The 20,410-nt window shown below is 64.2% G+C and carries 17 protein-coding genes; 5 read left to right on the forward strand and 12 right to left on the reverse strand.

What is annotated here, in order from left to right; translation table 11 throughout:
• Positions 1 to 231 precede the first annotated feature (231 nt).
• The 5 genes from G1E_RS14360 to G1E_RS14380 all read right to left on the reverse strand — a co-directional run bounded on the left by G1E_RS14360 (position 232) and on the right by G1E_RS14380 (position 8,541).
• Entirely contained in the window at positions 232 to 2,514 is a 2,283-nt protein-coding gene (locus G1E_RS14360) for an ATP-dependent DNA helicase (protein ID WP_047149896.1), read from the reverse strand.
• Positions 2,511 to 4,160, reverse strand: coding sequence for a VRR-NUC domain-containing protein (locus G1E_RS14365; RefSeq protein WP_009685469.1), 1,650 nt, complete (start codon positions 4,158 to 4,160; stop codon positions 2,511 to 2,513). The genes G1E_RS14360 and G1E_RS14365 overlap by 4 nt, the downstream gene beginning before the upstream one ends.
• Positions 4,161 to 4,285: 125 nt before the next feature.
• Positions 4,286 to 5,647, reverse strand: coding sequence for an aminotransferase class I/II-fold pyridoxal phosphate-dependent enzyme (locus G1E_RS14370; RefSeq protein WP_047149897.1), 1,362 nt, complete (start codon positions 5,645 to 5,647; stop codon positions 4,286 to 4,288).
• Positions 5,647 to 7,035 carry a hypothetical protein gene (locus tag G1E_RS14375; RefSeq protein ID WP_047149898.1) on the reverse strand — a complete coding sequence of 463 codons (1,389 nt, stop codon included), beginning with the start codon at positions 7,033 to 7,035 and terminating at the stop codon, positions 5,647 to 5,649. The genes G1E_RS14370 and G1E_RS14375 overlap by 1 nt, the downstream gene beginning before the upstream one ends.
• Positions 7,036 to 7,518: 483 nt before the next feature.
• Positions 7,519 to 8,541 carry a zinc-dependent alcohol dehydrogenase family protein gene (locus G1E_RS14380; RefSeq protein WP_009685473.1) on the reverse strand — a complete coding sequence of 341 codons (1,023 nt, stop codon included), beginning with the start codon at positions 8,539 to 8,541 and terminating at the stop codon, positions 7,519 to 7,521.
• Between the two features lie 206 nt (positions 8,542 to 8,747).
• Between G1E_RS14380 and G1E_RS14385 the strand changes: the two genes are divergently transcribed.
• The 5 genes from G1E_RS14385 to G1E_RS27625 all read left to right on the forward strand — a co-directional run bounded on the left by G1E_RS14385 (position 8,748) and on the right by G1E_RS27625 (position 12,069).
• Positions 8,748 to 9,662, forward strand: coding sequence for a LysR family transcriptional regulator (locus G1E_RS14385; protein WP_029884809.1), 915 nt, complete (start codon positions 8,748 to 8,750; stop codon positions 9,660 to 9,662).
• A 311-nt stretch (positions 9,663 to 9,973) separates the two neighbouring features.
• Positions 9,974 to 10,519, forward strand: coding sequence for a TIGR02679 family protein (locus tag G1E_RS27620; RefSeq protein ID WP_198748533.1), 546 nt, complete (start codon positions 9,974 to 9,976; stop codon positions 10,517 to 10,519).
• A 222-nt stretch (positions 10,520 to 10,741) separates the two neighbouring features.
• The gene (locus tag G1E_RS14395) at positions 10,742 to 11,059 is read left to right on the forward strand and encodes a type II toxin-antitoxin system PrlF family antitoxin (RefSeq protein WP_009685476.1); all 318 of its coding nucleotides are present in this window, start codon (positions 10,742 to 10,744) and stop codon (positions 11,057 to 11,059) included.
• Positions 11,059 to 11,520: a type II toxin-antitoxin system YhaV family toxin gene (locus G1E_RS14400; protein WP_047149900.1), complete on the forward strand. Its 462-nt coding sequence runs from the start codon at positions 11,059 to 11,061 to the stop codon at positions 11,518 to 11,520. Before G1E_RS14395 ends, G1E_RS14400 begins: the two co-directional genes overlap by 1 nt.
• Positions 11,521 to 11,850: 330 nt before the next feature.
• Positions 11,851 to 12,069, forward strand: a complete 219-nt coding sequence (locus G1E_RS27625) for a hypothetical protein (protein ID WP_082437889.1) — start codon at positions 11,851 to 11,853, stop codon at positions 12,067 to 12,069.
• Here the strand turns inward: G1E_RS27625 and G1E_RS14405 are convergent.
• The 7 genes from G1E_RS14405 to G1E_RS14435 form a co-directional block, all read right to left on the reverse strand.
• Entirely contained in the window at positions 12,043 to 12,627 is a 585-nt protein-coding gene (locus G1E_RS14405; protein WP_047149901.1) for a TetR/AcrR family transcriptional regulator, read from the reverse strand. The two genes, G1E_RS27625 and G1E_RS14405, sit on opposite strands and share 27 nt — an antisense overlap.
• A 106-nt stretch (positions 12,628 to 12,733) precedes the next feature.
• A complete protein-coding gene (locus G1E_RS14410; RefSeq protein WP_009685479.1) occupies positions 12,734 to 13,744 on the reverse strand; it encodes an alpha/beta fold hydrolase in 1,011 nt (336 codons plus the stop codon).
• 69 nt (positions 13,745 to 13,813) lie between these two features.
• A complete protein-coding gene (locus G1E_RS14415) occupies positions 13,814 to 16,153 on the reverse strand; it encodes a membrane-bound PQQ-dependent dehydrogenase, glucose/quinate/shikimate family (protein WP_082437888.1) in 2,340 nt (779 codons plus the stop codon).
• Positions 16,154 to 16,283: 130 nt separating this feature from the next.
• Entirely contained in the window at positions 16,284 to 17,498 is a 1,215-nt protein-coding gene (locus tag G1E_RS14420; protein WP_047149903.1) for an MFS transporter, read from the reverse strand.
• A gap of 188 nt (positions 17,499 to 17,686) precedes the next feature.
• Positions 17,687 to 18,406, reverse strand: a complete 720-nt coding sequence (locus tag G1E_RS14425) for a 4'-phosphopantetheinyl transferase (protein WP_009685484.1) — start codon at positions 18,404 to 18,406, stop codon at positions 17,687 to 17,689.
• On the reverse strand, positions 18,406 to 20,100 hold the full coding sequence (locus G1E_RS14430; RefSeq protein ID WP_009685485.1) for an aldehyde dehydrogenase family protein: 1,695 nt from the start codon (positions 20,098 to 20,100) through the stop codon (positions 18,406 to 18,408). The genes G1E_RS14425 and G1E_RS14430 overlap by 1 nt, the downstream gene beginning before the upstream one ends.
• Positions 20,097 to 20,399 (reverse strand): hypothetical protein, encoded by a 303-nt coding sequence (locus tag G1E_RS14435; RefSeq protein ID WP_009685486.1) that lies wholly within the window; start codon positions 20,397 to 20,399, stop codon positions 20,097 to 20,099. Before G1E_RS14435 ends, G1E_RS14430 begins: the two co-directional genes overlap by 4 nt.
• Between the last annotated feature and the right edge of the window lie 11 nt (positions 20,400 to 20,410).

Consider the following 20,410-nt stretch of genomic DNA (forward strand, 5'->3'; position numbering starts at 1 on the left):
CTGTAGCGGGGCGTTGGCCGGCAGCACAGCGGGCCGACGCTGGAGCAGATCAAAACGGCATGCCAGCGAGTCTGCATGACAAACTAACGGTCAGGCCATTCTGGCCCAAGACAGTGCCATCATCTTGATATACAAGGACTTTGTATCAGGCATGGAGGTGATCTTACCCCAATCGAGCCCCCTGAACGACCTTGGGCCTGCCTGCGCAGTGCCAGGTGCTCAACGCAGCGGTCAGGTACACTGCTCGCCTTGCGGCCACCAGCCCGGGAACATCTGCTGCACCCTCGGCTCGGCGAAACGCTCATCGATCAATACCAGTACGCCACGGTCCTGGTCCCCCCGGATCACCCTCCCCGCTGCCTGGATCACTTTGCGCACCCCGGGGTAGAGATAGGCATAATCGAAACCCGCGCCAAATTGCCGACCCAGGCGCTGCTTGAACTGCTCGTTGACCGGGTTGACCTGGGGCAGCCCGAGCGTGGCGACGAAGGCGCCGATCAGGCGGGTGCCCGGCAAGTCCACCCCTTCACCGAACGCACCACCCAGCACGGCAAAGCCGATGCCTTGGCCGTCGGCGACAAAGCGGTCGAGGAACGCCTGCCGCGCCGCTTCGTCCATGCCCGGGGCCTGGGCCCACAATGGGATCTGCGCGTAGCGCTCGGCCAGCAGCCCGGCGACCTGCTGCAGGTACTCGAAACTGCTGAAGAACGCCAGGTAATTACCCGGCTGGCGCTCATACTGCCGGGCAATCAACTCTACGATCGGTGCCAGCGAAGCCTGGCGCTGCTGGTACCGGGTAGACACCTGGCTGGCAATGCGCACCTGCAGTTGTTCGGCACGAAACGGCGCTGCCACTTCCAGCCACGCCGTATCGGCCGGCATGCCCAGCAGGTCGCTGTAGAACTGCCGCGGGCTCAGCGTGGCAGAGAACAGGGTGACACTGCGCGCCGCACGCATGCGCGGTGCCAGCAGCCGTGCCGGGGTGACATTGCGCAGGCACAAGGTCGCCAGCCGGCGCTTGCGCGGCCCTTGGCGCTGGCTGATATCGAACAGGAAATGCTCGTCGAACAGTTCGGCTACCCGGCTGAACTGCAAGGCCTGGTAGAAGAACTGCAGCACCTGCGGGTCGATGTGCGTGGGCGCCTGGTTCATCTGCTCCTGGATCAGCCCGATACACTGCTGCAGGGCGCGCAAAAGGTCATGCGGCAGCGCTTCGCTGGCCTGGTACGGTGCCCGTTGCTCTTTGTACAGGGCGTTCCACTGGCGGTTCAGGCGGTCCAGCGCACTGCCCAGCCCATGGGGTTTGCTTTGGCGCAACGCCAGCAACTGCCCCTGATCGAGGCTGGCGCTGTACATGCCCCGCCCGCGCTCGACCAGGTTGTGAGCCTCGTCGACCAGAACCGCGACCCGCCACTGGTTGAGCTGTGTCAGCCCGAACAGCAAGGCGTGGGCGTCGAAGTAATAGTTGTAATCGGCAACCAGAACGTCGGCCCAGCGGGCCATCTCCTGGCCCAGGTAGTACGGGCACACCTGATGCGCCAAGGCCACTTCGCGCAGCTGGGTACGGTCCAGCATCGGCACGGCCGCAGCGGCCGTGCGCGCGGCCGGCAAGCGGTCGTAGAAGCCGGCCGCCAGCGGGCAGGACTCGCCATGGCAGGCTTTATCCGGGTACTCGCAGGCTTTGTCGCGAGCGATCAGTTCCAGGGTGCGTAACCCAGGCTGGGTATCGCCCGTGGTGATCTGGCGCATGGCATCCAGGGCCAGCGCCCGGCCCGGGGTCTTGGCCGTGAGAAAGAACAGTTTGTCCAGTTGCTGGGGCACCATGGCTTTGAGCAAAGGAAACAAGGTGCCCAGGGTCTTGCCGATGCCCGTGCTGGCCTGGGCCATCAGGCAACGGCCAGTGCTCACCGCCTTGTACAGGGTTTCTGCCAGTTGCCGTTGGCCTTGGCGGAACGCTGGGGAGGGAAAGCGNNGGTAGGGAAAGCGCAGCGCCTGAAGGCCGTGGTCACGTTCGCAAAGGCGCTGCTGCTGGAACTGGGCCCAGCCCAGAAAGCGCTGGCACTGAACCTGGAAGAATGCCTGCAACTCAGCGGCCGTGCAGTGCTCACTGAACAGGGTCTGACTATCGCTGTCGACGTCCAGGTACACCAAAGCCACCTCGATGCTCGCCAGTTGCCGGGCCTGGCACATCAGCCAGCCGTACACCTTGGCCTGCGCCCAGTGCAGCTGGCGGTGGTTGGCTGGTTGCCGGGCCAGGTCGCCACGGTGGGTCTTGATCTCTTCCAGCCGGTTGCAGCCAGGGTCGTAACCGTCAGCACGCCCCCGCACCCGAAGGCCTTCGAACTGGCCCTCGAGGGTAATTTCCGACTCGTAGCCGGCCGCACGCCGGGCCACTACCCGCTGGTGGCCCTCGATGCCCTCCTGGGCGGTGGGCGACGGCGTGAAGCGCAGGTCGAGGTCGCCGACCTTGGCACTGAACTCGCACAAGGCACGCACCGCCACGCTGTAGCTCAAGCGGCGTCACTCCAACGCACATGGCAGACCGCGACGGGCAGTCCGTGCTGCTGGCAGAATGCCAGCCAGCGCAACTGGTTGTCCTGCAGGCGGTCACCGGGGCCTTTGACCTCGACCATGCGATAACGCCCCTGCTCGGGCCAGAACTGGATAAGGTCGGGCATGCCCGCACGGTTGCTGCGAATGTCCTGCAGCAGGCGCACGAAGCAGTGCTTCAACTGCGCAGCCGGCAGGCAGGCCAGGGCCTGCTGCAGCAGCGCCTCGCTGAGCATCGACCAGAACACGAACGGTGACTGCAGCCCGTGTTTGGCTGCATAGCAATCCAGGATCGCCTGGTGGTGGCTACCATCGTCGAGCCGCGCCAGGCATTGCTCGAACAGGGCACTACGGCGCTGCTGGAAGTCGCTGTCGTGCAGGTCCTGCGGCGCGGCCTGGAACGGGTTGAAGAACGCGCCAGGCACAGGGGCGAAGATCGCCTCCCAGCACAGCAGGCCAAACAGGCTGTTGAACAGCGTGTTCTCCACATAATGGGCTTGCCCGCCCTCGGCGGCCAGGTGCTGGCGCACGGCCTCTTCAACGCCTAGCGCGGCGTGCTCACGGGGCAATTCCAGTTCGATCAGTGCCAGCGGCGCCACGCGCTGGCGGCGCTGTGGCGGGCCACCGAGCTTGCGGGACAGGCGTGGCAACATACGCTCCAGCGCCTGGACCTCCAGTGCATTGGCCGGTGCCGCTGCCAGTTGCAACGCCAGGGCATGGGCCTGCGGCCAACGTTCGCTGCGCTCCAGCACCCGCACCTGGCGAATACGCGCCTGGGCATGGCTGCACTGCGCATAAACCGCCATGGCCTGGTCCCAGTCACCCAGGCGCTCGCATTGCTGGCCCAGGGCGAACTGCAACCGCGCACGGCGCCGGGCCAGCCAAGGGTTGTCGCAGTGCAGGTGCTGTATTGCCGTGATTACCGACTGAGGGTGTTCGCCCTGCTCCAGGCGCTCGGCACACTCATGCAGCACCATGGCCAGGTCGATATCGGCGCGTTGCTGCAGGGCACGCGAATCGGCGCTGAAGGGCACCTGCTCGTAGCGCAGCAGCCCCAGGTCGGCAAGCACGAACTCTGACCAGTCCTGGTAGAGGTTGCCGAAGAACAGCAGCCGCATGCGGTCGCAGAGCGGTTGCAGGCACCACTGCAAGATGCGCAACTCACTGCCCGGGTACCACTCGGCCAAAGACCGGGCGGCCAGTTGCAGCGGCTGCAGCTGGGCCAGCAAGTCATGCTTGGCGGCACGCGGGCGGCTCAATTGGGCGGCGAAACAGCACGCCAGTTCGTCTTTGCGCAGCAAGGCGAACAGTTGCTCCAAGTGCAGTTGCTCGGGCTCGCGGACCCAGCCCAGGGCCTTGAGTGGCTGCAGGGCCAGTTCGGTGTCGCCTATTTCCTCATAGACGAGGCGGTCGCTGCGAAACAGTTCGCCCTTGCGCATTACCATGCGCACCATCAAGGCCTGGGCTGGCGCGCTAAGTTGGCCGAAGGCATGGATGAACGCCAGTTCCTGTTCATCGAGCAGGTCCTGGTAGCGCTGTTCGACCCACAGCAGTACCTGGCGGAAGTTGTGCAGGTAATAGAACGGGTCGTCGACGGAGTGGGCAATCACGGACTGGGTCAGGTAGCGGGAACAAGGCACTGGTTATACATACAGACCCAGGGGCCTGGCAAGTGCCGTGGGTCAGCTCGCCTCTGCAAGAACGGCCGCGAACGCGCCCTTGGGCATGCAGTGCCCTATGATTCAGGGGGGAACCGCCGCACCCGCCTGCGGCGAAGTTCCAGGGCCTGGGCCAGGCGCTGCACGGCTTGTTGCAGGTCGCCTGGGCAGTCGCCCAGCCACATCAGCGCCAGGTGCTGCCGGTAGCGGCCGTGCAAGCTGAACTGTTCCCCCGGCAATGCATGCAATGCGCAACCTGCCAAGGCCGTGGCAATGGCATCCCAGGCCAGCGGCTGCTCGAAGCGCACCCACAGCATGCGCCCGCCTTGCGGGGGCTCCAGCACCACCCGCTGGGCAAACTGCGCGGTCAGCGCGCAGGCGAGGTTTTGCGTGCGCTGCTGCAGGTTGCTGCGCAACGCCACCAGTTGCGCTTCGATATCGCCCTTGGCCAACAGGTGGGCCAGCGCCAGCAGCCGCAGCGGCGCAAGGCGGAACGCCCGCTCGCAGAACGCCTTGGCCAGGGCGGTATCCAGGCTCAGTACGTAGGCATACGGCGCTTCGGGCCCTACTGCAGCCTCGAACGCCCCCATGATCATCAACCTGCGCGGATCGACCCAATCGCGCAGGCGGGTCGCGGGTGGGCCGCTGTAGCAAAGCTCGCTGTCCAGGTCGTTCTCCAGCAGCCATACGCTGTGCTGGCTCAACAGCAGGCCAAGCTGCTGCTGATAATGCAGGGAGACCAGCCGCCCTTGCGGCAGGCCAAGGCAGGACGGCATCACCAGCAGACGGACCGGCTCGCAGCCCAACAGCCTGGCCACGGCCTGCAGGTCCGGGTTGCCACGTGGATCGGGTGGCACCTCCAACACCCGCATGCCAGCGCGCGCCAAAGCACGCAGCACGTGCCCGCAACAGGGCGACTGTACCAGCACCGTGGTGCCGCTTTGCAGGGCCAGCGCTGCAAGCAGCGTTTCCAGCAACGCCGGAACATCCGGGGCCACCTGAACGTCATCGGCCCGCCAGTACTGGCGCGAGCAACGGGTGTATCGCTCCGCCAGCGCGTCGCGCAGGCGCGCACTGCCCTGCACTTCCCAAGGGCCAGCGCCGCGCTCGCGCTGGCGGGCCAGGCGCCGCTCGTGGGTGAACAAGGCGCGCTCCAGCAACGGTTGTGCGAGCTGGGGCGCCTGCCGGGGCATGCCACCTTGCTGCAGGTCAGCCAGGCGAACGAAATAGCCCGAGCGTGGCAGGCAGTGCACACGACCCTCCTCCTCCAGCAGGCTGTAGGCGCTCTGCACCGTTGCCAGCGATACCCGCAGCCGCCGCGACAGCTCACGCAAGGACGGCAGCCGGTTCGGACCACCAGCCGTCGCCTGGCCAATCAACGCTTCCAGGTAGCGGTAGACCCGCCGATAAGCGAACTCGCCGGCCGCTGTTCGCGCCATCAAGGTTGCCTCGCGGGGCTGTGCCGCCGTTCAGCGGCGTGGCGCGGTAACAGCCGCAAGTGCGCGTCGCGGCGCGCCAACGCACTGAGCAGGCGCCACGCAGGTAGCGGCATCTTACCGCCGTAGACTGCCCGCAGTTGCGCCAGTGATAGCCCACTGGTGTTCACCAGCCAGGCTTTGACCGCCGCAGGGCAAGGTTTGCCTTGCATGGCCCGGTGCAGGTAAGGCAACGCCACCAGCATGTCGGCATGGCGAGCGCGCAGAAAACGCTCGAGGTTCTTGCCCTGCCTGGCGAACGGCTTGCAGAGCAGGCATTCCAGTTGGGCCTGGCTGAGGCCATAGGCCTTGCCAAACTGCAGCACAGGTTCGTCGGCAGGCTTGCTGTCGCCCGGCCCCCCCGCCAGCCTCAAGGGCGGCCGGGTGGCTTGAGGCTCCAGGCTGCGGGCCCGCAGTTCCTGCAACTGGGCCAAGGCCAATGGGTCGACGAACGCGGCCAACGGCGAGCAGGCCGTCTCGGCCGCCGCGAAGTGCCAGCCCAGCATGGCATCCAACTGCTGCCCGCCCAGCAACGGCGGCAGCAGGTCATCAATGGCTATCAACCGCACCGCCCCCCCCTTGAGCGCAGCCCCCGCAGGCTGATCCGCCGGGTTGCCGGGCGCCAGCCCCGTGGCCCCATGCAAGCGCGCCAGGCCCTCGGCCAGCGTCGACAGGCAATGGTGGGCCAGGTAAGGGCCACGTTGCCCCGCCAGGCGCTGGCTACGCAGCGCCCACGCCAGGTAGCGGCGGCGCTGCCCTGCGGGCAAGGCGGTGACCATTGCGTCGGCGGGCGCCTGAGCCTGCAGCGCGAAGCTTACGGCCGCCGCCAGTTCCAGGTGCAGGCGGCTACCCAGCAACGCTTCTGGCCTGGCATCGATCAGGTGGCCAAACATCAGCAGCGCTTCCCTGGTCGGCAACCAGCGCTCGGACGCCACACGGGGGCGGCAACTGAACGGCACCACTTCGCGCCCCTCGATCATTTGCAGTTGCACCCGCGGGTCATCCTGCATGAACAGCGCACTGAAGCCTTGATCGAGCCCTTGCAGCGTAGGGCTGCCGGCCACCGGCAAGCTCACCACCAGCACGCGCAGTTGAAAAGTAACCGGTGCACGCATGGCGATGCTCAGCTGCGCAGCACGCAACATCGCCAGCAGCCGCGCACCCTGGCGGTCACTGCCTTGCAATACCTGCAGGCGAAAGGTGCCGATATATTCAGGCCCGCCTGCGGCTACCAATAAACGTTGTATCAACAACTGCAAGGAGGCCCGTTGCGCCTGTGACATATGGGCGAGCAAGCGTTCGAGTACTTGCTGGTAAATATAATGCATTGCCTGGTCGTGAATAGCAGTCACGGATCACCTCACCACTTCAAGTCGCCGGCGCACGCCCAAGCAAGTTGTTCAGGCTTACACTGCGCCAGGCTTTTACAGAAGAAACTTCCTACAATTGAATAAAGTGACGTGAGCCTTCACTGTCGCCAGGCCATGGAGAAGAATTCACCCCTGCAATGCTCTGATTCAGGCCTAGCCGTACGCATCCCTTACTCCTTGCACAAAGTATCATTGCGCCATTATCGAGTGATGCGAAGCGAATTGAAGATACAGATCACGGTAAAAAAACCATTCAGCAAAGCGCCAAATTCACCTTGACCCTCTAACCACCCACGTGCAACCGCAAATGATTGGCGGCATGTTTCCATTGGCATTTAATTAATGAATTATATGTAGTCCGCTTCGTCTTTTATTGTAGGAATATTCCCACTTTAACGATGACGTTACTTTATTCCGCGCACAAAAAACCCGGGGCTGGCCCGGGTTCACGGTGAACTGCAGTGGTCAATGCTGCGCCATATCCAACACCACGCGCCCACCACAGGGGCACTGGTCCATGTAGCGATGCGCCTCCACCACCTGCTCGAACGGGTACACCTTGATGATCTGCGGGGTCAGCAACTGGTCGGCGGTGAACTGGTTGATGTCACGCAAGGCACGCTGCAGCGCCACCTGGTCCTGGCTGATACCCAGTTCCGGCTTGCCAGTGAAGTTACCGATGCAGTGCACGTAGAACTGGATGTTCTTCTGGAAGGCCGCGCAGGCTGGGAACGGCGTCTGGTTGCCGCCTTGCAGGCCATACAGTACCAGGCTGCCCCGCGGTGCCAGCACATCGCCCAGCAACGACATCTGCGGCCCGCCCATGCCGTCCAGAACCATGTCCACGCCGCGCCCATCGGTGTACTTGCCGACCTGCATCAACAGGTCCTGCTCTTCGGTGACGATCACCTTGTCGGCGCCCAGGCCCAGCAGGTAGTCACGCTGCTCGGCATCCTTGGTGGCGGCGAACACTTTAAGCCCCAGCGCCTTGCCCAACTGCACGAAAGCGGGGCCAGCACAGTGGCTGGCGTCGGTGACCAGGGCAGTCTGCCCGGCCTTGGCCCGTGCCAGGTCCACGTAGGCGAAATAGGCAATCAGCAGCGGCGTATAGTGCACGCTGGCCTCGATCGGGGTAAGCACCTGCGGATAGCGTGTGATCGCGGTCCGTGGCAGCACGATGACATCCCCGTATACCGGGTGGTCATTGGCGCTGGTAGCGGGAAAACTGGCGACCCGGTCAGCCACGGCAATGTCTTCGATCCCTTCACCGACCGCCGTCACCACACCGGCCATCTCATGGCCGATACCGGCCGGCAGGCGTGCCTGCGAGGGCGCCAGGTTCTGCCGCCAGAGCACGTCATACCAGCTGACGCCAACCGCCTCGACGCGAATTTGCACTTCGTCGGCAGCGGGAGACGGTTCGGCCTGCTCCTCGCAACGGAGCACATCGGCAGCGCCGAACTTGTGGAAACGGATCATGCGGGACATCGCAAACCTCGCCTTTGTGAACCTCTAATTACCACTGACTCTATCCGGGCTTTTGCAGTTAGACCACCAGTGGTCATTAATAGTCGACATGCCTGTCATCGATTGGGCACCTGGCTTTCCGTGCAATTGGCTCCCGTAAAGCCGTGCAGGGTAACAGCCTTTGGCCTTAAGATTCACCCCTGCCCCCCTTCAGGCGAAGCGCACCGATGAATCGAAACGACCTGCGTCGTGTAGACCTCAACTTGCTGATTGTGTTCGAAACGCTGATGCACGAGCGCAGCGTGACCCGTGCAGCGGAAAAACTGTTCCTCGGCCAGCCAGCCATCAGCGCGGCCTTGTCGCGCCTGCGCAACCTGTTCGACGACCCGTTGTTCGTGCGCACTGGCCGCAGCATGGAGCCCTCGGCACGGGCTCACGAGATCTTCGCGCTGTTGTCGCCCGCGCTGGATTCGATTTCCACCGCGGTCAGCCGCGCAGCCGAATTCGACCCTGCCACCAGCAATGCCGTATTCCGCATCGGCCTGTCGGACGACGCCGAGTTCGCCCTGCTGCCGCAACTGCTCAAGCGCATTCGCGCCGAGGCCCCTGGCATCGTGCTGGTGGTGCGCCGGGTGAACTACCTGCTGATGCCGACCCTGCTGGCCTCAGGGGAAATCTCGGTGGGCGTCAGCTACACCAGCGAACTGCCCGCCAACGCCAAGCGCAAGGTGCTGCGCCGCAGCGCGCCGAAACTGCTGCGCGCCGACAGCGTGCCTGGCAGCATCACCCTGGACGACTTCTGCGCGCGGCCACATGCATTGGTGTCGTTTGCCGGGGACTTGTCTGGCTTTATCGACGAGGCGCTGGACGAGCTGGGTCGCAAGCGCCATGTCGTGCTGGCGGTACCGCAATTCAACGGGTTGGGGAGCTTGCTGGCGGGGACCGATATCGTGGCGACGGTACCGGACTACACCGCCGATGCGCTGACAGCTGCCGGCGGGTTGCGGGCGGAGGACTTGCCGATACCGGTACGTAGTTTCGAGCTGCACATGGCCTGGCGTGGCGCGCAGGATAACGACCCGGCGGAGCGCTGGCTGCGGTCACGGATACAGATGTTCTTCGGCGACCCTGACAGTCTTTAGGGGCTTCGCGCATGCTCGTTAGCTGATCATTTCTGCGTTTTCTAGCCTCGAACAACCATTTACTTCCAGCAAATTGCTACATTTCGGGCATATTTGAGGGCATACTTTGGATGGTTCGAAAAGGATGCCCCCAACCGAAGATGCTCAGCACCCCCGACACAAAAAACTCCCAAGTATTTGGCTCGCAGGGGAAGCTTGGCAAATAGCGAAGAGGACTGAAGAATGGTCTCATCGATCACGGAAGGTCACCGAGGCAGAATTTGGTGATTCACAACTCATCCTGGCCGGGAGCATCAGCGGATTTGCCAGTGGTGCCAGACACACCCCGCACCTGGCTGCCTGGCGAGCCCGCCTACCTCTCACTACGGCAATTGGTTCGCAAACCATATTCTTGGCAAGTAGAGGGTCGGAATGTCTACGTGTGTGAGAATCCGAACATAGTAGCCATCGTCGCCGACCGTCTAGGTGCCCAAAGTGCTCCATTGGTCTGCAATGATGGCATGCCCGCCGCTGCGCAGCGAATTCTACTCGACCAGTTGGCCGCCGCCGGCGCACACCGGCACTACCATGGCGACTACGACTGGCCAGGGATCGCCATCGGCAATCACGTCATGCGTAATTGGCAAGCAGTCCCTTGGCGATTCGGCTGCAGAGATTACTTCGAAGCGGTGATGGTAGCGCCGACGCGACCGCGCGATTTGGCCCTCAACGGAGTCGAGGCTCTATGGGACAGCGCGCTGCACATAGCTATGGACACCCAAGGGCTCGCAATTCCAGAGGAAGCGGTTGCCAGCAACCTCTTGGACGATCTGAGCAATGGAGAAAATAATCCGCCCGAGCATCAACAGAGCATCTAATGCCAGGCGGCAAACTGGAGTTCCAGCAGCGCACGATGATGCCCCTTTCGGTCGAGAAATGAGCCCCACCCGATACCGGTTAATGTCCTAAGAGGTGGTGTAAATCGTCCTGCCCTGCTACTGAGCGCCCTTCCCCCACCTATGCTTCATCAGCAAAGAATCAATATTGACCAGGTAAGGATTATTCCTTACCATCCAGTCAATACATCCGGGAGAATGCTCATGCCTGCCATCCACGAAATCGCCACGCTGACCTCGAAGGGACAGGTCACATTGCCCAAATCCGTCCGCCAGCTACTAGGCATTGACACCGGTGGCAAGATTGCATTCGACGTACGCGGCGGTGAAATCGTGGTCAGCCGTGTAGAAACCACCCACGAAGACCCTGCCATCGGTGCATTCCTGGGTTTGCTGGAAGCTGATATTCGAAACGGCCGCAACCTCACCACTCTGCCGGAAGACTTGGCGCAAACCATGCTCGCCAACGCAAACCACTGCGTAAACCTGGACGAAGATATCGATGGTGAGGTCGCGATCTGATGCTGCAACATGGCTGGACACTGTTGTTCCATGAAGGTGTGACGTTACAGCTACGCAAATTGCAAGAAGCCGCCGCCCGGGCCGAGCAGAACGACCCGCAAGGTTTTGAGAGCAACGCCAACGTCAAGCTGTTTCGGGCGCTGAGCCATCTGATCATGGAGGCTGTGCCTACCGATCCGGGCCGTGATGAGTTCCGACAAGGCAATACGCTGGGCACCGCCTACCGCCATTGGCGGCGGGCGAAAATCGGCAGGCGCTTTCGGCTGTTCTTTCGCTACGACTCAAGGTCCAAGGTCATCGTCTATGCATGGGTCAACGACGAAAATACCTTACGGTCTGCAGGCAGCAAATCTGATCCCTACGCCGTATTTGAGAAGATGCTGGGCCGCGGCAACCCGCCTGATGACTGGGATGCGCTGACTGCTGCGACGCGCAGCGACTGGGACGAGCCCAAAGCATAAGTTGCGCTAATGGGTGAGGGATTGCACGTTCTGCGCCAGCCCCGCCCCCGGTGCGTCCACTGTAATCCACTCGTAGCTGCTGTAAAAAGGGGTACATCTGGGGGTACAAAACCAATTTCCCATTCATAACCAACTGATTTATATGAATGTCCAAATGTTTTTTGGGGATCCCGATAGTTTGTGACTTACCTCCACTGAGATCCAGAAATTACAATAAATTCATTAGCTTAACTTAAACTCAAGCCCAATGCCGTCCGTCGTATTCCGCCCATTTCCAACGCGTCTGCGGGTTTTTGGGTACTTTTTCTGTTTCGAAAAAAGTACCCGCACATGACGACTTCCCTCCCTACACCCGCACTGCGGCGAAAACTCAGCGATGCTTTCCTGCGCGCCATTGCCGAACCCGGCAAGTACGCTGATGGCGGGGGCGCTGTCGACTGGTCACTAGGTACCACAGAACAAAAAACGATTGCAGCCCGGAACAAAGATGGGGATGTCTACCTGGCCGTAGCTTTGAACGAGTCACCTTACCAGCAAGCCATCCAGTAACAAACTCAACGCCACTCCACCCTCGGCCAGGCGTGCCTGGCCCTCTTCGGCCTCGGCGATCCAAAACGCAGCCTCGGCCAGGCTGCCGTAGATCAGTGACGCCAGGGCATGCGGGTTGACAGGCACGACAATGCCCTGCTCTATCAGGTTGGCGATCAGGTGTTGCAGCGAGTCCACGCAATGGCGTTGCGCATCCGGCGACGCACCGCCCAGCACCGCCCGGGCGTCACGCAGGACGATGCGCTGGATCGGTGGTTCGACGGCCATTTCGAGGTAGGCGTGGCAGCGCCGGCAGAAACCCTCCCAGGCATCTTCGGCGCTGTCGGTGATCGCTCGCAAGCGTGCGTCCATTTCAGCGTCGAGTTCCGCCACCACCGCCGCCAGCAAGCCTTGCTTGTCGCCAAAGTGGTGATAGAGCGCCCCCCGCGTGAGCTGAACCTGGGCAGTCAGGTCATCCATCGAGGTCTGCGCATAGCCGCGCTCGCCGAAAAGCTGGCGCGCGGTGGCCAGCAAGGTGGCACGGGTTGCTTCCATTTCGGCACGGGTACGGCGAGCCATCCGGCGGTTTCCTTGTTCTGCGGCATGACGGGAGCATCGTCGTCGATGCGATCCCGGCATTCTCACGGCCTGCTGGCGCCGTGACAAGCGCGCCAGCACCGCGGGCTCAACGTGCGAGCAGCTCGCTGATCGCGCGCTCGATCACCTGGGTATCGGCATCGTTCAGGCCCTCACCGGCCACATGGCCCCAGTCGGACTCAAGCACGCGCAACTCGGCACGGGCGATGCCGCGAGCCTCCTGCTCGGCATCCAGCACCGGGAAATACAGGTCGCTGGACGACGGCATGATCACCGTGTCGGCCTTGATCGCCGCCAGTGCCTGGTCGATGTTGCCGCGATAGCGCGGGTTGGCACTGATGTCCGCATGCTGCCCCATCCACAGCTGGGCGAGCAGGTCGTTGGCATCACGCTTGAGGAACCAGCCCTCCCAGAAGTCGATCAGGAAGTCCTCGAGCGAGGCATAACCCAGCACCCGCTGGTCCAGGCGTTCACGGTAGAACGCCTGGGAGAAGCCCCAGCCGGCATAGATACGCGCCGCGACCCGCAGGCCACGGTGCGGCGGCTGGTCATAGAAGCCCTGGTCGAAGGCCGGGTCGAGCTCGATCGCGGCCCGCACGCTGTCGAAGAATACCTGGAAGTGCCGCGACGTCCGTGCAGCGCTCTGGAAGGTGAACAGCCGTTCGACCTGGTCAGGATAGGCCGCCGCCCACTCGAACGCCTGGGAACCGCCCAGCGACCAACCGATGGCCAGGCGGATCTTGCCGATGCCGAAGCGTTCGCTCAGCAAGCGCTGCTGCTGGATCACGTTGTCATGCACGGTGATGTGCGGGAAGCGATTGCCGTTGTGCGGCGCCGGCGTGTTGCTGGGGGAACTGGACACACCATTGCCGAACGCGTCAGGCACGACGATGAAGTACTTGTTCGGGTCCAGAGCCCGGCCTTCGCCGATCAGCCACGCGGTGTCGTCATGGGTGGCGGCGAACGACGTCGGGTAGACGATGACATTGTCCTTTGCGGCATTGAGTTCACCGTAGGTCTGGTAGGCCAGCCTGGCTTGGCGCAGGCACCGGCCGGACTGCAGCTGGATGTCACCCAGTTCGAAAATTTCTGCGTTCATGAATCGCGCTCCCTCGGCCAGGCCGAGTGCAAGGGTCGAATGGGGCCGACTGCCGGCCCCGGTTATCGGTCAGGGCAGGCGGTAGGCGATGACGTAGTCGCCATTCGCCTTGCCGGGGCCTTGGGCGCCGCCAGCGGTCACCACCACATACTGGCGCCCGCTGCGGTTGCCCTGGTAGCTGATAGGGGTAGCCTGGCTGCCGACGGGCAGTCGGCCCTTCCACAGCACATGACCGGTGCGGCTGTCCATGGCCCGCAGGTAGTGGTCCATGGAGCCTGAGAAGAACACCAGCCCTCCCTGGGTGACCAGCGGCCCGCCCATGGTGGGCATGCCGATGGGCATCGCCAGCCCCGGCAGCCCTCCAGGCAGCGGCGTATCCTCGGTGCTGCCCATGGGCACCTGCCAAGCGATCTGCCCTGAGTTCAGGTCGATCGCGGTCAGGGTCCCGTAGGGCGGGGCGATGCAAGGCACGCCCAACGGCGAGGTGAACATGCCGTGGATGACGCCATAGGGTGCGCCGCGCTGCTCGGCATAGTTGCCCGATGCGCCGGTGGGATTGTAGCCGGCCGCCAGGGCCTTCTCGTGTTCGATGAACTGTGCCCAGTGGGCGATGCGGATGTCATTGACCAGCAACAGGCCAGAGGCTTCGTCGACCGCGCCACCGCCCCAGTTGATGCCGCCGTAGTAGCCGGGGTACATCAGGCTCTTGCGGGTGCTCAGCGGGGTAAAGTCACCGACGTAGTGCATCCGCTTGAACTGGATACGGCAGTACAACTGGTCGAGGGCGGTCATGCCCCACATGCGTTGTTCGGTCAGGGGCGCATATCCCAGCGACACACTGGAGTACGGCTGTTGTGGCGCCGGCCGCTGGCCAGCGGGCGCGCCCTCGGCACTGACCGTGCGCGACTCGACCGGGAAGACAGGCCGGCCATCGCGCCGGTCGAGCACGAAGACCTGGCCGGTCTTGGTCAGCACGATGACAACGGGAGTGGTATCGCCATTGCCGGTGGGCAAGTCGTGGAGGATGGGCTGAGCGGCCACGTCGTAGTCGTGCAGGTCATGATTAACCGTCCTGAAGTGCCAGCGGTCGATCCCGGTGCGCACGTCGATAGCGACCACCGAGGCATTGTAGGTTTCGGCCGCCAAGGAACGGTCCGCGCCCCAGAAGTCAGGGGTCTGGTTACCCGTAGGCACGTAGATCAGGCCGAGCGCCGGGTCGTAGGACGCAGTCCCCCAGAAGTTGGGCGTCTCATCCGGGTAGACTTGCCCCGCCGGCAGCGGTTTCCCGCGCTTCGGTGCGGCGGGGTCCCAGGCCCAGACCAGCTTGCCTGTGCGCACATCCCAGCCGCGCACCACACCTGAAGGTTCACCACGAGCGGCCCAGTCCTGCATACGTGCGCCGGTGACGATCACGTCGCCTGCCACCAGGGGTGCCGATGTCGGGTAATAGGAAGCCTTGGCCCGTTCGCTCAGCCCCGTGAGCAGGTTGACCTGGCCATTCTCGCCAAACCCAGGGCACACCGCGCCGCTGTGTGCGTCCAGCGTGATCAAGCGGGCGTCGAGGGTGGTCAGCACGATGCGCGTGCGGCACAGGGCCTCGCTTTTTTCCACCTCGCCGGCGGGCGCTTGCCAGGACGCCAGGCCACGGCAACGCTGCCATTCCTTCGACTGGGCCTGGGGGTCGTAGGCCCATTTCTGCTCACCGCTCTCGGCGTCGACCGCTACCACCTTGCTGTAGGGCGTGCAGACATACAGCAGCTCGCCGAGCTTGATCGGCGTACCCTGGAACGCGGCCTCGCCAACGGGCAGGTCACCGGTGCGGTATTGCCAGGCCACTTCCAGGCCGGCGACGTTCGAGGTATCGATCTCGCTCAGCGCGGAATAGCGGCTGCCACGCGTGTTCTGGCCGTATTGTGGCCAGTCGGGGTCGCCCGCCTCAAGGGAGGGTTCGCCCGGCGCCGCCTGCGCCACTTCCACGCCAGGCAGCGCAGCGCTCCCCGGATGCGGCTGGAAAGCGCCCAGCCCACCGACCAGCAGCACACCGAGCAACACCGGCAGCAGCCGGTTGCGCACGGCGCGCGCCCCAGCCAAGCCTGCGGTGTCGCGAAGTTGCGGGTAACAGGCGGTGACGATGCACGCCACCACCAGGAACATCGCCACCCGCGGCACCCATTGCCAGTAATCGAGGCCTACTTCCCACCAGGCCCATGCCACGCTTACGGCCAGCAGCGCCAGGCTGACACCCAGCGCGTAGCGGCGCTGCCGCCACAGCCCCAGGGCGACGGCGCCCAGCATCAGCCCAGCCAAGGCATAGAACCCGCTGCCGCCCAGCATCAGCAACCATACGCCGCCAACCAGCAGCGTCACGCCGATCAGCGCCACGCCGCCCGACAGTGTGCGGGTGAACATCCGTGTACCCCTCATGCCCTCTCCCCAATTCTGTAAAGACCTTCCAGGCGCGAGCACGCCTCTCCTGAGACGGGAGACGTGCACGTACATGGTGTGGAACGCCCGGGCGTGACGCCGCCCGGGCCGTGCGTCATTTTGCGGCGTTGGCCTGGGCGGCCAGCGCTTCGGGCTTGTGCCCGCCCATGCCCAGCGCCAGCAGCAACCCCAGTGCGGCCAGGCCGGCCGCCAGCCACAGGTTGGTGGTCAGGCCCAGGCCATCGACGGTCTGCCCGCCTGCCCAGGACCCCAGCGAAATACCGACGTTGAATACGCCGACGTACAGTGCCGTGGCAATTTCCACCGCGGCGGGCGCCGCCTTCATCATCCAGGTCATCAGACCCACCGACACCCCGCCGTAGGCAAGCCCCCAGGCCAACAGCACCAGGCTGCCACCGAACTGATTGGCACCGATGCCGAGAAACAGCAGCGGGGTCAGCAGCAGCCCAACGGCGATGGCCACCAGGGTGAGCGTGGTGCGTCGCGCAGCGATGATGCCGGCCAGGAAATTGCCGATGATGCCGGCGATGCCATAGGCGAACAGCAAGGCGCCGATCCACTGCGGGTCGAAACCGGATACCGAGAGCAGTAATGGGCGCACGAACGTGAACGCCATGAAGTGCCCGGCCACCAGCAACAGGGTCAGTGCCAGGCCCGCCTGAAGCTTGCGATTGCCCAGTTGCTCGGCGAACTGGCGCAGTGTCACCGAGCCGTGCACCGGCAATGACGGGATGACCGCTAGGTGAATCAGCAACACCAGGGCACTGAGTATCGCCATGCTGCCGAACGCCCAACGCCAGCCGGCGAAGTCACCGATCAGCGCACCCAGCGGCACGCCCAGCACCGAGGCGGCCGCCACCCCACCGAAAATGATCGAAGTGGCCAGGCCGATCGATTGCCCAGGTACCAGGCGTGCGGCCAGGCCGCCGGCAATGGCCCAGATCCCGCCCATGCAGAACCCGACCAGCACCCGCGCGGCCAACATCCAGGCCATGCTCGACGCCAACGCCGAGGCGACATTGGCGACCACCAGCAAGCCCAGCAGGCCGCAGAGAATCCAGCGGCGGTCCAGATTGCCCGCGGCCATCACCACCAGCGGTGCGAAGAAGGCCGCCAGCAAGGCTGGCAAGGTGATCATCAAGCCAGCGGTGCCCGTCGTGGTACCCAGCGTTTCGGCGATGGTGGTCAGCAGGCCGACCGGCAGCATTTCAGTGGTGACCACGGAGAACGTGGCGAGCCCGACGGCCGCGACCGCCAGCCAGGGGTGGCGGACGTTCGGTGCACTGGCGGTGTTTGCAGATGCGCTCATGATTGCAGATCCCTTGAATGAAAATCAGGCGTCGCCGATGACACGAGGCCCGGTGGCGCCCACGGATGATTCGAACTTCCCTGCGACAAGGCGTAGGTGCCCTGCCGGCATCATACATACAGAATGTATGTAAAAAGACACTACCACGCCTCCCAGGCCCCTACAACAGCCCACCCGTCGGACGTTGCTCAGCCGGCGCGCGGTCGCGTCGACGCCGCATGGTCGATGGTCAGCAGCACGTACAGCGTCTCGCCCTGCACGGCCCAGCTACCGTGAAACACATGGCCATCGGAAAACCTTTCGCCCAGGCGCTGCGAACGCAGCGCCAGCTCGAAACGCCCTTGGTCGTCCCAGTCGGTCAATTGCGCTTCGTCCATTTCCAGCTCCACGTGGCAAAGCGGAAATACTGCCTTGTAGAAGGCTTCCTTGGCACTGAAGCACAGGTAGAAGAACCGCAGCGCCTCGGCACCCCGCATCCGCTGGAAACGCTCGCGTTCCTCCGGGTGCATGGCATGCTCGGCCATCTCGGACAATTCCGGGTAGCCGACCATGTCCTCGATATCGATGCCCAGGCCAAGACACAGCCCGGCATCGGCCACGCACGCCAGCGCCAGCTTCCGGGTGTGCGATATCGACCCCACGGTGCCCAGCTGAAAACGCGCGTAACGATAAGGCCGGGCAATCGGCAACCAACCCTGCTCATGGCCCAGCGCCCCCAGCGCCGCCGCCGCACACACCCTGCCACCGGCGAACTCGCGCCGGCGGGGCGCCAGTGCCGGGCCCAGCCAGCGAGCGTCATGCAACACCGCGTCACACGGCGTGCGGTAGCCCTCCAGGTCCAGGGCGAACAGCGCCAGCCCCGCCGGGGGCGGCCCCCGGAATGGCCAGACCGGCTGCGCCTCACGCATCACAACAGCTTCCTCTGCTCGGTCATGCGCAATCGGGCGTGGTAGTAGCCCGGCGCGCCATAGGTGACATTGGCCGCGGCCCCTGTGCCGCCACCATGGATATCGGTGAACACTGCGCACTGGCTGATGTAGAAGTTCTTGCAGAAGTTGATCGACAGCAGCGCCCCCATCTCCTGCGAAACCTGGCGCAGCGCATGCTCCACCCCGGCATCGACGGTATACAGGCCAAGGCCCAATGCGCCATGGTGCTGACCAATGACGCGCAGTTCCGCAAGCAGGGCCCGCAGGTCAGGCGGCTGGACCAGGAACGACACCGGCCCGCGGATTTCCCGGCCATAGTGTTCGACGCTGCTGGCAAAGCCCTGGCGCACGGCAATCAATGAAGGCGTGACGATGCAGGCGTGTGGGTAATCGGGGTCCTGTACAGCTTCGGCGCGGCGCAGCACACGGGCGAAACGGGCGCCTTCACAGGTGCGGATCTCGGCCAGGCTCTGCGCGTCCAGCAATGCCCCGAGCAGCTCGCGGGCACTGGGGAAGCGCGCCAGCACCTGCTCCATCCGCTCGACCAGGTCACGTTCGAACTGCGCCACCGACACCACGCCGTCCGCCAAGCGTATGCCTTCAGGCAGCACGTACAAGGTCTGTGGCGAGGTGCACAGCTGCGCGGAAAACGAGCACAAGCCAAAGGCCAGGTTCTCGAGCATGCCGTCGTAGTCGTGGGTCGAATGCAGGAACACCGGCGTCTGGGCGCTTTGCTGGGTCATCACCCGTGCCTGCCAGGCATGCTGGCGCAGCCAGCTGCCGAACTCCGCCGCGCCCATGTAGTCGATCAGTCGCACGTCAGGGTGCAGCGCCGCCTGCCGATAGGCGGCCGGGTCGTCGCTGTGGAACAGGTTGACGATGTCATGGGGCACACCGACCTGCGCACAGGCCGCCTTCAGTGCCTTGACCGTCAGGGCCATCGGCAACACCGCCTGGTCATGGCCGACGACCACCACCGGGCAACCCGCCGCGAGCGAAGCGAACAACCCGGGATAAGCGCCCCAGGTCGGCACCACCCGTCCGGCGTAGACCAGCGACAGGCCCACCGGCATGGTCGCGAACTGGCGTGACAGGCGTTGGCTGGCGCCCTGCCCCACCACCAGCTCTGCCTCGAACCCGCCACTCAGTTCGCGAGCCGCCGCCAGCACCTGGGCCACCGACTCCAGCGCACGTGCCTGGGCGTGCACCGCATTGGCGTGAAACCCCATGAACAGGCCATGCCCACTGGTGTGCATGCCGACATGGGCAAACAGGAAGGTATCCTCGTGCAGGCGGGTGATGACCTCGCACAGCAAGGCACAACGCAGGCCGATATCGAGCTGCTGCCACTTGCGCTTGGCCGCCTCGGCCCGGCACGCCAGCAGCGGGAATGCTTCGACCCGGTAGCGGATACCCAGGTCGAAGCCGTAGGGCGAGCGTTCGCCACCTGCCCAGCGCGGGTCCACGTCGGCCGGCACCTGCGGGGTGACGTGGAACGGCGCGTCGAGCAGGCGCCTGAAACGGCTCTCGCCTTGCTCTATCTGTGCACTGTCGTAGTCGCCCAGCTCATCGGAAAACGGGCTGAACGGCTGCCGTGTGCGCACGGCCTCGATGGCCGCTTCCAGCAGTGGCCCATGTTGCGCCTGCCAAGCCTTGAGCTTGCGCGCGTTCATGCGGCGCCGTCCGTTTCCACGGCAGTGGCAAAGGCTTCGCGGCCCGGCATCTGCGCACTGAACAAGGCATCCAGCTCGCGTGCGCCCTGGGTGCGCGCCATGCGCACGAACTCGGCGGCGTCCGCGCCGACGCAGTAGTGCGTGTCAGGCGCCGCGCAGCTCAAGACCTCGAGGATGACCTGGGCGAAATCTTCCTCGCTTGTGGTCGCCTGGCTTGCCAGCGCCTCGCTGGCTTCGAGAAACGCACTGAACGACGGCCCGTAGATGCTTCGAAACGGACACTGACCCGGATGAAGCATTTCGCCGAATT

This window comes from Pseudomonas sp. TJI-51, assembly GCF_000190455.2.
In the GTDB taxonomy this organism is placed as follows: Bacteria; Pseudomonadota; Gammaproteobacteria; order Pseudomonadales; family Pseudomonadaceae; genus Aquipseudomonas; species Aquipseudomonas juntendi.